The following is a 14,021-nucleotide window of genomic DNA, read 5'->3' as shown; positions in this document are numbered from 1 at the left end:
CACGTGTGATCATAGCCTGCCAACGACATCGCGCTAAGTTTATCGATAGCTGAGTCACATTTCACGGGCAAAGTAAGATAAAATGCCGCCGGGAAGGAATATAATATTCCTTATTGATTTATTTATATTGAATTTTATATTCACTGGAGACGTTACATGAACCTTGGTTCGCTTATTTCTGAAACGCGCAACGCCGATACGATGAACCTGGACGGTCTGACTACGCTTGCGATGGTCACAAAATTTAATCAGCAGGATGCCACGGTCGCGGAAGCGGTTTGCCAGACGCTGCCTGAGGTGGCGAAAGCGGTCGATGCCGCTGCGGCTTCACTGACGGCTGGCGGCAGAGTGATTTACATGGGCGCGGGCACCAGTGGTCGTCTGGGCGTGCTGGACGCGGCGGAATGCCCGCCGACCTTCGGCGTGCCGCACGGCCTGATTGTAGGACTGATCGCGGGCGGCCCCGGCGCGTTGCTGAAAGCGGTGGAGGGGGCCGAAGACAATGCGCAACTGGGCGAGCAGGATCTCCGCCAGCTTGGCCTGACCAAAAACGATATGGTGATCGGCCTTGCTGCTTCCGGTCGCACGCCGTATGTGATTGGCGCGCTGCGCTATGCCCGCGCTTTCGGCTGCCGCACCGCCGCCATCTCCTGCAACCCGGCCTCGCCGATTGCGCAGGAGGCTGATATTGCTATCTCGCCCGTGGTCGGCCCCGAAGCGTTAACCGGCTCAACCCGGCTGAAGTCCGGCACCGCACAAAAACTGGTGCTGAATATGATCTCAACCGGGGCGATGGTCAAAATCGGGAAGGTTTATCAAAACCTGATGGTGGATATGCAGGCGACCAACGTCAAACTGGTGGATCGCGCCTGCCGTATGGTGTGTGAAGCGACAGGCTGCGCCGTCGAAGACGCGGAAGCGGCGTTGCGTCAGAGCCACTTCCACGTGAAGAATGCCATACTGATGCTGCTGAGCGGCGTTACCGCTGAGCAGGCCGGCGAGCTGCTGGCAAAACATAACGGATTTTTGCGCGCGGCGCTGGAAGAAAAGGAATCAGGTCATGGAAAAGGCTAAACGTCTTGCAGGCGAACTATTACAGGGAATGGGCGGCGCAGGAAATATTAATAAACTGGAAAACTGCATGACGCGCGTGCGCGTTGAGGTTAACGATGACGCGCAGGTTGACCTGCCGACGTTACGCAAGCTGGACGGCGTTAAAGGCTATGTCCGCCAGGGGCAACAGCATCAGTTTATCGTCGGGCCGGGCGCGTCGGCCAAAGTGGTGGAGGCGATGCGCGGCCTGATGACCGGGCAGATGCCGGACGCGACATCAAACCCTGTCAGCGCCAGGGCGCAGGCGAAGAAAAAATACAAAGCGCCGATGAGCGACGCCTTACGCCAGTTAGCGAACGTGTTTATTCCGCTAATTCCGGCTTTTATTGCGTCCGGGCTGATTGTGGGCATCATTAACATTTTGAAACGTCCGGATGTTGTCGGCGATTTCGCCAGTCAGTATCCCAACCTGCTTGGCCTGGCGGGCATTTTCGGCACCGCCATTTTTGCGATCATGAACATCCTTGTGGGGGTCAACGCCGCGCGCGTTTTCGGCGGCTCTACCGCGATGGGCGGCGTGATGGCAGGGATTTTGTCCAGCCCGCAGCTTGCGCAAATTACGCTGTTTGGCGAAGCGCTACAGCCGGGAAGAGGCGGTGTGATCGCCGTTTTACTCGTGGTGGTGATGATGTGCTGGATTGAAAAACGGCTGCGTGAATGGCTGCCGGAATCCGTTGAGCTGATCCTTAATCCGCTTCTGACTACACTTATTACTGCAACGATAGCTATAGTTGTGCTTCAGCCGCTGGGCGGAGTGATCTCTGATGCGATAGCGCACGGCGCCACGCTGGCGATCGATCGCGGCGGCATGCTGGTTGGCGCGGTTCTGGCAGGCACCTTTCTGCCGCTGGTGCTGACCGGTCTGCATCAGGGCCTGGTACCCATTCATGTGGAGTTGGTGCAGGCGCACGGTTTTAACGCGCTGCTGCCGATTCTCGCCATGGCGGGCATGGGGCAGGTCGGTGCTTCCATTGCGGTGCTGATGAAAACGCGCAGCGACAGGCTGAAAAAATTGATTAAAGGCGCGCTGCCGGTCGGTATTTTGGGTATCGGCGAGCCGCTGATCTTTGGCGTGACGCTGCCGCTGGGCAAACCGTTCATCGCGGCCTGCCTGGGTGGCGCCGTTGGCGGCGCGTTGATAAGCTCGGGCAAGGTCGCCGCCGTGATCACCTTCGGACTTTCCGGCCTGCCGCTGGCGCTGACCATTGTTTCCGGGAAAGTGATGCTCTATCTGGCAGGCTGTCTGGCCGCCGTGATCGGCGGCTTCATATTTACGTGGTTTATGGGATTTAATGACCCTGAGGAGTAATATTTGACAACCGGTCAGGCGCGACGCGTGGTGTTTTTCGATCTGGACGGCACGCTGCACCAGCAGGACATGTTTGGCACCTTTATGCGCTATCTGTTATGGCGTCAGCCGTTGAACCTGCTACTGGTGGCGCCGCTGCTGCCGGTTATCGGCGCGGGCCTGCTGATTAAGGGGCGAGCCGCTCGCTGGCCGATGAGCCTGCTGCTGTGGGCGATAACCTTCGGGCACAGCGAAACGGCGCTCAGAAAGCGCGAGGCGGCATTTGCCGTGTGGTTTCGCCAGCGCGTAACCGCTTTTCCCGTGGTTCAGCAGCGTATGATTGACTATCTCAACAGCGCCGATGCCGATGTCTGGCTGATTACCGGATCGCCGCAGCCGCTGGTGGAACAGGTCTATTTCGACTCCGCCTTTTTGCCGCGTGTGAAGCTGATCGCCAGCCAGATGCGGCGCGGCTATGGCGGACGCCTGCTGGCGATGCGCTGTCTGGGGCACGAAAAGGTTGCGCAGCTTGAGGAGAAGATTGGCACGCCGCTCCAGCTTTACAGCGGCTACAGCGACAGCAAACAGGACAACCCGCTGCTGTTTTTCTGCCAGCATCGCTGGCGGGTGACGCCGCGCGGTCAGCTACAGCAGTTGGAGTAGCATCAGTTGTTTCGTCTTTACCTGCGCCGTGGCTATAATGCCCGGCGTTTTTTTTGCTGGAGACTCAGGTGAACACCACAGCGACCGATGAAGTCTGGATGCGCCACGCGCTGATGCTGGCCCGCCGTGCCTGGGAAGAGGGCGAAGTGCCCGTCGGCGCCGTACTGGTGCAGGGCGAACGCGCGATCGGCGAAGGCTGGAACCGGCCGATAGGCCATCATGATCCTACCGCCCATGCGGAAATCATGGCGCTGCGCCAGGGGGGCGCGGTGCTGGAAAACTATCGTCTGCTGGATACCACGCTTTACGTCACGCTTGAGCCCTGCGTGATGTGCGCCGGTGCGATGGTACACAGTCGTATCGGACGGCTGGTGTTTGGCGCGCGGGATGAGAAAACCGGGGCGGTGGGATCGCTGCTGGATGTTTTAGGGCATCCGGGCATGAATCACCAGGTGGCGTTTACGGAAGGCGTGCTGGCGGAAGAGTGTGCCGCGATGCTGAGCGATTTTTTTCGCCACCGCCGCGCCGAGAAAAAGGCGCTGCGGCAGCAACAGCGCGGGATGTAGCGCATCAGTTCAGCGCCACCTGCGGTTCCACCGTGGGATAACCCGCGCCCAGAGCGGCTTCCGCCGCCGCTTTTTGCGCCAGCTTGCGCTCCTGATCCTGCAAATAACCCACCAGGCTCAGATGATAAATACGGATGTTTTCCACATAGTTATAGGCTTCCTGCCCGCGCGCGTAGCCGTAGGTGGTCTGGCTGTAATAACGTCTCTGGCTCAGCATCGGCAGCCGCTGTTTGACGTCGGCCCAGCTGTCCGGGTTTCCCTTCTGTTTTTCCGTTAATTTGCGCGCGTCCAGCATGTGCGCAAACCCCATGTTATAGGCGGCCAGCGCAAACCAGATGCGCTCGTCTTCAGGTATGGTCTGCGGCACCTTATCCATCAGACGGCGAAGATATTCGCTGCCGCCGCGAATGCTCTGTTCAGGATCGGTACGATCGCGCACGCTGAGGCTCTCCGCGGTATTACGCGTCAGCATCATTATGCCGCGCACGCCGGTAGGCGATGTGGCCTGCGGGTTCCAGTGGGATTCCTGATAAGCGATGGCGGCCAGCAGTCGCCAGTCGATGGCGGTGGCGTAGCGCTCGAACAGCGGTTGAACGCCAGGCAAAATGCTGTCAATTGAGCGCAGAAAGGTGCGCGTGTCCACGTAGTCGAAGGTGCCCACATGCCCGAGATACTTTTCATCCAGCCGCGCCATAGCGCCCTGTTCGCCCATCTGGTTGAAATAATCCAGCAGCGCGGCGTAAAGGCTGTCGTCTTCATCGCGCTGCATGTACCAGGTGACCGGCTCTTCATCGGTAATATCGAACGCCACCGCCAGCTGCGGATGAATACGCTGGAGCAGCGCGATGGAGATGGAATCGCCTACCGTGTAGTCGAGCTTGCCATCGGCAACGGCTTCAAGCAGCGCGTTAGGGCTTTGGTCGGTGGCGATAGCCCAGTCCAGATCGGGATACTGATTCTGTTTCACCGTACGCAGCGTGGAGAGATAAGCGGAGCCGGAGGCAACCGTTAAGCGACCGCGTAAATCGCCCAGGTTTTTCGGCCTCGCCTTACCCATTCTGTAGACCAGTTGCTGCGAAACGGAATAGTAAGTAGGCCCGGCACGAAAGCGCCTCAGCCGATCGGTGTTGTAAATCAATCCGGCGGCCAGCACGTCGGCTTTATCGTCTTCCAGATCGTCAAACAGCTCGTTAAGATTATGACGCAGGGTGATTTCCAGCTTTACGCCCAAATAATCGGCGAAACGCTTCGCCAGCTCGTAATCCATACCAGCCGGTGCTTTGTTGACGGTGTAGTAAGTCAGCGGGGAGGTCAGCGTACTCACGCGCAGAACTCCCCGCGATTTTATCTGTTCTATCTGGTCCTGCGATCCGCCATACCAGGGGATCGACGGCCACAGCGCCAGCGCGAGCAGCACGGTGACAAGCCCGATAAAAAGATAATTAAATTTAAGGCGTTTCAAATAGTTATCTCTCGATTTTGCGCAGGTCTCTGTCTGTAACGGCAGTATTTATTGTCTTTAATTGATCCTGAGCGTGGGGCATTTTGCGCAACTCAACACGCCTCTGCAACTTAAATCATCCGGAATTGCGTGTTTTTCAGCCAGTTTCCAGGCCCGATAAATTCTGCGCAAACGGTTTCGTAACCGGTGTGGATTCTCTATAATAGCGCCCGTTTTCCCCGTTGCGCCCAGAAGCGTCGTCCGGCGCTTCGCAAAAGAGAGATCTCTGATAATGGAAATTCTGCGTGGTTCGCCCGCTCTGTCAGCATTTCGTGTAACCAAACTGCTGGCCCGCTTTCAGGACGCTCACCTTTCCGTGAGCGATATATACGCCGAGTATGTCCATTTCGCCGATGTCAGCACGCCGCTCAGCGCCGATGAAAAAGCGCGCCTTGAGCGGCTGCTTCAATATGGCCCCTCTCTTGCCGGACACGCGCCTGAAGGGCGTCTGCTGCTGGTAACGCCGCGCCCTGGCACCATTTCGCCCTGGTCATCTAAAGCGACCGATATTGCGCATAACTGCGATCTGCCGCAGGTGAAGCGCCTTGAGCGCGGCCTGGCCTTTTACGTGACGGCGCCACAGTTGACGGACGCGCAGTGGACGCAGCTCGCGGCGCTGCTGCACGATCGGATGATGGAAACCGTGCTGACCGATCTTCAGCAGGCCTCGCAGCTTTTTGCTCATCACCCACCCGCGCCGCTGCAAAGCGTCGACATGCTGGGCGAAGGCCGCAGCGCGCTGGAGCAGGCCAACCGGCGGCTCGGGCTGGCGCTGGCCGACGATGAAATCGACTATCTGCTGGCCGCGTTTCAAAAGCTCGGACGCAATCCGAATGACATTGAACTCTATATGTTTGCCCAGGCGAACTCGGAGCACTGTCGTCACAAAATCTTTAACGCCGACTGGATTATCGACGGTAAACAGCAGCCGAAGTCGCTGTTCAAAATGATCAAAAACACCTTTGAAAAAACGCCGGATCACGTGTTGTCAGCGTACAAAGACAACGCGGCGGTGATGGAGGGCTCGCAGGTTGGGCGCTTTTATGCCGACGACAAGGCGCAGTACGATTTCCATCAGGAGCAGGCGCATATTCTGATGAAGGTGGAAACGCACAACCACCCGACGGCGATTTCACCGTGGCCGGGCGCCGCAACCGGCTCCGGCGGCGAGATCCGCGATGAAGGCGCAACCGGTCGCGGTGCCAAACCAAAAGCCGGGCTGGTGGGTTTTTCCGTCTCCAACCTGCGCATTCCCGGCTTTGAACAGCCGTGGGAAGAGGATTTTGGCAAACCGGCACGCATCGTCAGCGCGCTGGACATCATGACCGACGGGCCGCTTGGCGGCGCCGCTTTTAACAACGAATTTGGCCGTCCGGCGCTCACCGGCTACTTCCGCACCTATGAAGAACAGGTCAACAGCCATAACGGCGTTGAACTGCGCGGCTATCACAAACCGGTGATGCTGGCAGGCGGTATCGGCAACATTCGCGCCGATCATGTGCAGAAAGGTGAAATCAGCATCGGCGCGAAGCTGATCGTGCTCGGCGGCCCGGCGATGAATATCGGCCTGGGCGGCGGCGCGGCCTCATCAATGGCATCGGGACAGTCGGATGCCGATCTGGACTTCGCGTCGGTACAGCGCGACAACCCTGAAATGGAGCGCCGCTGCCAGGAAGTGATCGATCGCTGCTGGCAACTGGGCGAAGAGAATCCGATCCTGTTTATTCACGACGTGGGCGCGGGCGGTTTATCCAACGCGATGCCGGAGCTGGTCAGCGATGGCGAGCGCGGCGGCCGCTTCAACCTGCGCGATATTCTCAGCGATGAGCCAGGCATGAGTCCGCTGGAAGTCTGGTGTAATGAATCGCAGGAACGCTACGTACTGGCCATTGCGCCGTCAAAACTGGCGCAGTTTGATGCCCTTTGCCAGCGCGAACGCGCGCCCTATGCGGTGATTGGCGAAGCGACAGAAGAGCTGCACCTTTCGCTCGCCGACAGCCATTTCGACAATAAACCAATCGATATGCCGCTGGACGTGCTGCTGGGTAAAACGCCAAAAATGACCCGCGACGTCAGCACGCTACAGGCGCAGGGCGAACCGCTGGTGCGCGATGAGATTACCCTGGCGGACGCGGTGAAGCGCGTGCTCCATTTGCCGACGGTGGCGGAAAAAACGTTTCTCATCACCATCGGCGATCGCTCAGTAACCGGCATGGTGGCGCGCGATCAGATGGTCGGGCCGTGGCAGGTGCCGGTAGCCGACTGCGCGGTGACCACCGCCAGCCTCGACAGCTACTACGGTGAGGCGATGGCGCTGGGCGAACGTGCGCCGGTGGCGCTGCTTGATTTCGCTGCGTCCGCGCGTCTGGCGGTGGGCGAGGCGATCACCAATATCGCCGCCACGCAGATTGGCTCGCTGAAGCGCATTAAACTCTCGGCAAACTGGATGGCGGCTGCCGGGCATCCGGGCGAAGACGCCGGTTTGTATGAGGCGGTGAAAGCCGTGGGCGAAGAACTGTGTCCGGCGCTGGGCATTACCATCCCGGTGGGCAAGGATTCCATGTCGATGAAAACCCGCTGGCAGCAGGGCATTGAACAGCGCGAAATGACCTCGCCGCTGTCGCTGGTGATCACCGCCTTTGCCCGTGTGGAGGACGTGCGCCGCACCGTCACGCCGGAACTGAAAACCGGCGGCGATAATGCGCTGTTGCTGGTTGATCTGGGCGGCGGGGCGAACGCGCTGGGCGCCACGGCGCTGGCGCAGGTTTATCGTCAACTGGGCGATAAAACCGCTGACGTGCACGATGCGCAGCAGCTTGCAGGCTTCTTCACGGCAATCCAGACGCTGGTGGCAGAAGAGACGCTGTTAGCTTACCACGACCGTTCAGACGGCGGCCTGCTGGTGACGCTGGCGGAAATGGCCTTCGCAGGCCACTGCGGCATTGAGGTGGATATCGCCGCGCTGGGGAGCGATGCGCTGGCGGCGCTGTTCAATGAAGAGCTGGGCGCGGTTATCCAGATTGCCGAAGCCGATCGCGATCGCGTGAAACAGATCTTTGCCGATAACGGCCTTACCGACTGCCTGCACGTATTGGGCCATGCGCAGCCAGGCGATCGCTTTGTCATCACCGCCGGCGACTCGACGGTTTACAGCGAAAGCCGTACCACGCTGCGCACCTGGTGGGCGGAAACCACCTGGCAGATGCAGCGCCTGCGCGACAACCCGGCGTGTGCCGATCAGGAGCATGAGGCGAAGAAAAACGACGCCGATCCGGGACTGAACGTGTCGCTGACCTTCCGTCCGGAAGAGGATGTGGCGGCGCCGTTCATTGCGACCGGAGCGCGGCCAAAAGTTGCCGTACTGCGCGAGCAGGGCGTGAACTCGCATGTTGAAATGGCGGCGGCCTTCCACCGCGCCGGGTTTGATGCTATCGACGTACACATGAGCGATCTGCTGGCGGGTCGTCGCGACCTGACGGATTTCCACACGCTGGTTGCCTGCGGCGGCTTCTCCTACGGTGACGTGCTGGGCGCCGGTGAAGGCTGGGCGAAATCGATACTGTTCAACAGTCGCGTACGCGACGAGTTTGAAACCTTCTTCCATCGCCCGCAGACGCTGGCGCTTGGCGTGTGTAACGGCTGCCAGATGATGTCGAATCTGCGCGAGCTGATCCCCGGTAGCGAGGCCTGGCCGCGTTTTGTGCGCAATCAGTCCGAGCGGTTTGAAGCACGCTTCAGTCTGGTGGAGGTGTCGGCCAGTCCGTCGCTGCTGATGGCTGGCATGACCGGCTCCCGCATGCCGATTGCCGTTTCTCACGGCGAAGGCTTTGTTGAGGTGCGCGATGAGACGCATCTGGCAACGCTTGAGCACAAAGGACTGGTGGCGCTGCGCTATGTGGATAACCTCGGTAAGGTGACGCAGCACTATCCCGCGAACCCGAACGGTTCGCCAAACGGCATCACCGCCGTCACTAACGAGAGCGGCCGGGTCACCATTATGATGCCGCATCCTGAGCGCGTGTTCCGGACCGTCAGCAATTCCTGGCATCCGGCGGAGTGGGGCGAAGACAGCCCGTGGATGCGCATTTTCCGCAATGCGCGTCGGCAGCTGGGCTGAATGAGCCGTTAAACGAAAGAGCAACCCGGCGCGGTTGCTCTTTTTTTAAGGCAGTGTTGCATACTGGCAACAGCAGCGTTTTCCGCCGTCTCTGTTCGGAGACATATAGCACATTGATTTCTCAGCAAAAAAATTAATCCGCGCCTGACTGTTGCCATCAGGCGACAGCTTTAACGCTGCGGCGGCATATTCCGTTAATATGGAATGCGTCATAAAAATATAAAATCAACAATATCAATAGATTAAAATTATTTCGTGCATGTGGCATAGTTATTGCTATCTTATATTCAGTGGCTCATTCGCCTCGCTATGACAGCCCTGCGCAAGCGGACAAGCGCTTCATAACACTTTGAATGACGCACAATACGGTGCCTGCCGTCCACCTCACCGATAACAGTCCACGCTGTGGCTTTATCAAGCATCGGACGCAACGTTGAGTAAGGCACCACCTAATTTTCCGTGATGCACGGGCGAATGGCAGATTCTCTGAATCTGCCATTTTTCGTTTCAGCACAGGGCTTCCTTCTCTCTCCTCACTCGGCTAGCATCTGCTGCAACAGAAAAGATGAGAGCAAACCGTGAAAAAATGGCGTCTGTTTCCCCGTTCCCTGCGCCAGCTGGTGCTGATGGCCTTTTTGCTGGTGCTGCTGCCGCTGTTGGTGCTGGCCTGGCAGGCCTGGGAGAGCCTTTCCGCGCTGAGCGACCGGGCGGCGGAGACCAATCGCACCACGCTGACCGACGTTCGCCGCAGCGAAGCGATGGCGCGCACGGCGCTGGAACTGGAGCGTAGCTACCGGCAGTATTGCGTGCTGGACGATCCGATGCTCGCCAGGCTTTACCAAACGCAGCGCGTGAAATATGCGCAGATGCTGGATGCGCATGACGGCGTACTGCCCGATGCCGCCGTCGGGGCCTCGCTGCGCCAGTCGCTGTCGCAGTTGACAAAAATCGCCTGCGAAAACAGCAGTCCCGTTGCCGCCGCCGGCAGTGAGCTGGACGTCTTTTCTTCCGCCAACGGCCGCCTGGTACAGTTGACGCGTGAAGTGGCGTTTGCGCGTGGTTTACAGCTTCAGCGTGAAATTGCCGCCCGCGGCCAGTATTTCGGCTGGCAGGCGCTGATCCTCTTTCTGCTCAGTCTTGGGCTGGTGCTGCTGTTCACCCGCATGATCATCGGGCCGGTGAACGCCATTGAACGGATGATCAATCGCCTGGGTGAAGGCAGGCCGTCCGGGCACAATCTTGCCGCCAGAGGGCCGCGCGAGCTGCGTTCGCTAGGGCAGCGCATCCTGTGGCTGAGCGAGCGGCTGGCCTGGCTGGAGTCGCAGCGCCATGAATTTCTGCGACACATTTCGCACGAACTGAAAACGCCGCTGGCCAGTATGCGTGAAGGCACCGCGCTGCTGGCGGACGAAGTGGTCGGGCCGCTTACCGCCGATCAGCTTGAGGTGGTTAACATCCTTGATGACAGCAGCCGCCATCTGCAACGGCTGATTGAGCAACTTCTGGACTACAATCGCAAGCTCTCCGACAGCGCGGTCGCGCGGGAGCCGGTGAGGTTGCCGCCGCTGGTGGATTCGATTGTTGCCACGCACAGCCTGACGGCGCGCGCCAAATCAATGCAAACAGAGATTTCGCTGGCAGAAACCGTCTGTCACGCCGAACCTGAGCTACTGGCGCGGGCTATCGATAACCTTTACTCTAATGCAATACATTACGGCGGTGAGTCCGGCACCGTCTGGATCCGCAGCCGTCGCATGGGCCGTAAGATTATTATCGACGTGGCGAACAGCGGCACGCCCGTACCTGCGGCCGAGCAGGCGATGATCTTCGAACCTTTCTTTCAGGGAAGCCAGCAGCGCAAAGGCGCGGTAAAGGGAAGCGGCCTTGGGTTGAGTATCGCCAAAGACTGTATCCACCGTTTGCAGGGCGAACTCCGGCTGGTGACCGACGACGAGGCCGCCGTCTGCTTTCGTATTGAACTTAATGACATCGCCGGGGCTGAATAATAATGAGCACAGAAATGATTTTTTCCGCGATGCGCACGGCGGCGATAGGTATCCTGTCGACGATGCTGGTGGCCTGTACGACAACAAAACCCGGCCCTGGCGCGCACGGCAGCCACAAAGCGGTTGAACCTGAAATCAATATGGTGAACTACCCGCAAACCGAATGCCCGCAGATCTGGCAAATCAACGATGAAAAAGAGATGCAGAGCGGTCTGTACTGGCAGCGGGCAATAGACTGCGCCGTGCGGCTGTCGCCCGCCGAGGCGAGAGCTGAAGCGCGCCGCTGGCCCGCGACCCATTGGTATGGCGCGCTCAAACAGGGCGTGCTGCTGGCAAACGGCAACGTCACGCCGGCAGAGCGCCGACAATATCTGCTCAGGCTGGATGCGTTTATCAGCGACTATCCGGCATCGATCAGGCCGCTGATCCAGCTCTGGCGCGATAATCAGGTTAATCTGCTGCAACTCTCCGAGGAGCGCACGCGCTATCATCATCTCCAGCAAAGCAGCGATGCGCAACTGGATGCGCTGCGACAGCAGCAGCGCGCCCAGACCCGCGAACTGGATCTCACGCGGCGCAAGCTTGAAACGTTGACCGATATTGAGCGACAGCTGTCATCGCGCCGCTCGCCGGATGCCAGCGACAGCGGTCACGGCGACAATAACGCCGCTCCAGCGGAAGGGAACGGCAACACACCGGAAAATGCGACACAGGACGCCACGCAGCCATGATGAAAAAATCCGCCAATTTACTGCTGGTTGATGACGATCCCAGCCTGCTGAAGCTACTCGGCATGCGCCTGGCCAGTGAAGGTTTTAACGTGCAGACGGCGCATAGCGGCCCGGAAGCATTGAAAACGCTGACGCGCGACAAGATCGATCTGGTGATCAGCGATCTGCGTATGGATGAGATGGATGGGCTGGCGCTGTTTGGCGAAATCCAGCGGCAGCAGCCGGGTATGCCGGTTATCATCCTCACCGCGCACGGTTCAATCCCGGAGGCGGTTTCCGCCACGCAGCAGGGCGTTTTCAGCTTTCTGACCAAGCCGGTTGACCGCGATGCGCTTTACAGCGCCATCGACCAGGCGCTGGCGCATCGCGCGCCGGCCAGCGATGAGAGCTGGCGGGAAAATATTGTTACCCGCAGCCCGCTGATGCTCCGTCTGCTTGAACAGGCGCGAATGGTTGCCCAGTCCGACGTCAGCGTGCTGATTAACGGGCAAAGCGGCACCGGTAAAGAGGTGTTGGCGAAGGCGATTCATGCCGCCAGCCCGCGTGCGGGTCAGCCGTTTGTGGCGATCAACTGCGGCGCGCTACCGGAGCAGCTGTTGGAGTCGGAACTGTTCGGCCATGCGAAAGGCGCTTTTACCGGCGCGGTCAGCAGCCGGGAAGGCCTGCTGCAAACCGCCGAAGGCGGCACGCTGTTTCTGGATGAGATCGGTGATATGCCGCAGGCGCTACAGGTTAAGCTGTTGCGCGTTTTGCAGGAGCGAAAAGTGCGTCCGCTGGGCAGCAATCACGATCTGGAGATTGACGTGCGGATCATTTCCGCCACGCACCGCGACCTGCCGAAAGCGATGGAGAAAAACGAGTTCCGTGAAGATCTCTACTACCGCCTGAACGTGGTGAACCTGAAGCTTCCCGCCCTGCACGAGCGTTCAGAAGATATTCCGCTGCTGGCAAACTATCTGCTCAGGCTCTCGGCCGAACGGCACAAACCTTTCGTACGCAGCTTCTCTACCGACGCCATGAAACGGCTGATGACCGCCAGCTGGCCGGGCAACGTGCGTCAGCTGGTCAACGTGATTGAACAGTGCGTGGCGCTGACCTCTTCGCCGGTGATTGGCGAAGCGCTGATCGAGCAGGCGCTGGCGGGAGAGAATACCGTTTTGCCCACCTTTGCCGAGGCGAGGAATCAGTTTGAGTTAAACTATTTACGCAAGCTGCTCCAGATGACCAAAGGCAACGTGACGCACGCGGCGCGTCTGGCCGGACGCAACCGCACCGAGTTTTATAAGCTGCTGTCGCGGCACGAACTGGATGCATCAGATTTTAAAGCATAATTTTCCGTGCGGTTTATCTGACGGGATATGCTAATTTATCCACCTGAGCGCAGCGGATCGGGATGACCGCTGCTCAATTGACGATCGGATTTAGCCTCCGACGGAGGAAGGGCCTGCCATGAAAAAAATTGACGCAATAATCAAACCATTCAAGCTCGATGACGTGCGCGAAGCGCTTGCCGAGGTGGGTATCACCGGTATGACCGTCACTGAAGTGAAGGGATTCGGTCGCCAGAAAGGCCATACCGAACTGTATCGCGGCGCGGAGTATATGGTTGATTTTTTGCCGAAGGTAAAAATTGAGATCGTCATTGCCGATGATATCGTCGACACCTGCGTGGATACCATTATGCGCACGGCGCAAACCGGCAAAATCGGTGACGGTAAAATTTTTGTCTACGATGTTGCCCGCGTGGTGCGTATCCGTACCGGTGAAGAAGACGAAGAAGCGATCTGATCTCCTCTGGTTGAATTTGAAAAAGCCGTCCTGTCAGGACGGCTTTTTTGTCGATGTCACCTTTGATGGCGCGAAAAATTCATCCGGGGAATGAAGAAATTTCCGGATGCTTTTACCTGCCAGAAATGAACAAAAACGCCTTACAGCGGCGCGTGCAATCGTTTGCGTTAAAAGCGCGTTTTAGGCTATCCCTCAACAGGCAAAAAAGTTTACACTGGTGCCCCTGCCCGGACGGGCGGTTTATCGCC

Annotated in this window: 10 protein-coding genes; 9 read left to right on the top strand and 1 reads right to left on the bottom strand. The window is 58.7% G+C overall.

The window, feature by feature from the left end; all coding sequences use genetic code 11:
• Positions 1-156 precede the first annotated feature (156 nt).
• The 4 genes from murQ to tadA all read left to right on the top strand — a co-directional run bounded on the left by murQ (position 157) and on the right by tadA (position 3,630).
• On the top strand, positions 157-1,074 hold the full coding sequence (murQ, locus tag FA91_RS13275; protein WP_034916406.1) for an N-acetylmuramic acid 6-phosphate etherase: 918 nt from the start codon (positions 157-159) through the stop codon (positions 1,072-1,074).
• Positions 1,061-2,422, top strand: a complete 1,362-nt coding sequence (locus FA91_RS13270) for a PTS transporter subunit EIIC (protein WP_034916404.1) — start codon at positions 1,061-1,063, stop codon at positions 2,420-2,422. Before murQ ends, FA91_RS13270 begins: the two co-directional genes overlap by 14 nt.
• A gap of 3 nt (positions 2,423-2,425) precedes the next feature.
• Complete coding sequence (gene yfhb / locus FA91_RS13265) at positions 2,426-3,064, top strand: phosphatidylglycerophosphatase C (RefSeq protein WP_034916402.1); 639 nt, start codon at positions 2,426-2,428, stop codon at positions 3,062-3,064.
• Positions 3,065-3,132: 68 nt separating this feature from the next.
• Positions 3,133-3,630, top strand: a complete 498-nt coding sequence (tadA, locus tag FA91_RS13260; RefSeq protein WP_072032306.1) for a tRNA adenosine(34) deaminase TadA — start codon at positions 3,133-3,135, stop codon at positions 3,628-3,630.
• 4 nt (positions 3,631-3,634) lie between these two features.
• Here the strand turns inward: tadA and mltF are convergent, their stop codons facing one another.
• Positions 3,635-5,092, bottom strand: coding sequence for a membrane-bound lytic murein transglycosylase MltF (gene mltF, locus FA91_RS13255; RefSeq protein WP_034916401.1), 1,458 nt, complete (start codon positions 5,090-5,092; stop codon positions 3,635-3,637).
• A 268-nt stretch (positions 5,093-5,360) separates the two neighbouring features.
• Between mltF and purL the strand changes: the two genes are divergently transcribed.
• From purL to glnB, 5 genes are all read left to right on the top strand, one after another.
• Positions 5,361-9,248, top strand: coding sequence for a phosphoribosylformylglycinamidine synthase (gene purL / locus FA91_RS13250; protein ID WP_034916400.1), 3,888 nt, complete (start codon positions 5,361-5,363; stop codon positions 9,246-9,248).
• A gap of 578 nt (positions 9,249-9,826) precedes the next feature.
• Positions 9,827-11,254 carry a HAMP domain-containing sensor histidine kinase gene (locus FA91_RS13245; protein WP_034916398.1) on the top strand — a complete coding sequence of 476 codons (1,428 nt, stop codon included), beginning with the start codon at positions 9,827-9,829 and terminating at the stop codon, positions 11,252-11,254.
• Positions 11,255-11,256: 2 nt separating this feature from the next.
• Complete coding sequence (gene qseG / locus FA91_RS13240; RefSeq protein WP_231566773.1) at positions 11,257-11,985, top strand: two-component system QseEF-associated lipoprotein QseG; 729 nt, start codon at positions 11,257-11,259, stop codon at positions 11,983-11,985.
• Positions 11,982-13,316 carry a two-component system response regulator GlrR gene (gene glrR, locus FA91_RS13235; RefSeq protein WP_034916396.1) on the top strand — a complete coding sequence of 445 codons (1,335 nt, stop codon included), beginning with the start codon at positions 11,982-11,984 and terminating at the stop codon, positions 13,314-13,316. The genes qseG and glrR overlap by 4 nt, the downstream gene beginning before the upstream one ends.
• Before the next feature lie 118 nt (positions 13,317-13,434).
• Complete coding sequence (gene glnB, locus FA91_RS13230) at positions 13,435-13,773, top strand: nitrogen regulatory protein P-II (protein WP_004159160.1); 339 nt, start codon at positions 13,435-13,437, stop codon at positions 13,771-13,773.
• Positions 13,774-14,021: the final 248 nt, after the last annotated feature.

Source organism: Erwinia sp. 9145, assembly GCF_000745075.1.
GTDB lineage: Bacteria > Pseudomonadota > Gammaproteobacteria > Enterobacterales > Enterobacteriaceae > Erwinia > Erwinia oleae.
This window is presented reverse-complemented; position numbering and strand designations above follow the sequence as displayed.

Bases quoted from the DNA above. Each gene is read 5' to 3' on its own strand.
- glnB (WP_004159160.1), top strand. From the start codon at position 13,435: ATGAAAAAAATTGACGCAATAATCAAACCATTCAAGCTCGATGACGTG.
- FA91_RS13270 (WP_034916404.1), top strand. From the start codon at position 1,061: ATGGAAAAGGCTAAACGTCTTGCAGGCGAACTATTACAGGGAATGGGC.
- murQ (WP_034916406.1), top strand. From the start codon at position 157: ATGAACCTTGGTTCGCTTATTTCTGAAACGCGCAACGCCGATACGATG.
- glrR (WP_034916396.1), top strand. From the start codon at position 11,982: ATGATGAAAAAATCCGCCAATTTACTGCTGGTTGATGACGATCCCAGC.
- qseG (WP_231566773.1), top strand. From the start codon at position 11,257: ATGAGCACAGAAATGATTTTTTCCGCGATGCGCACGGCGGCGATAGGT.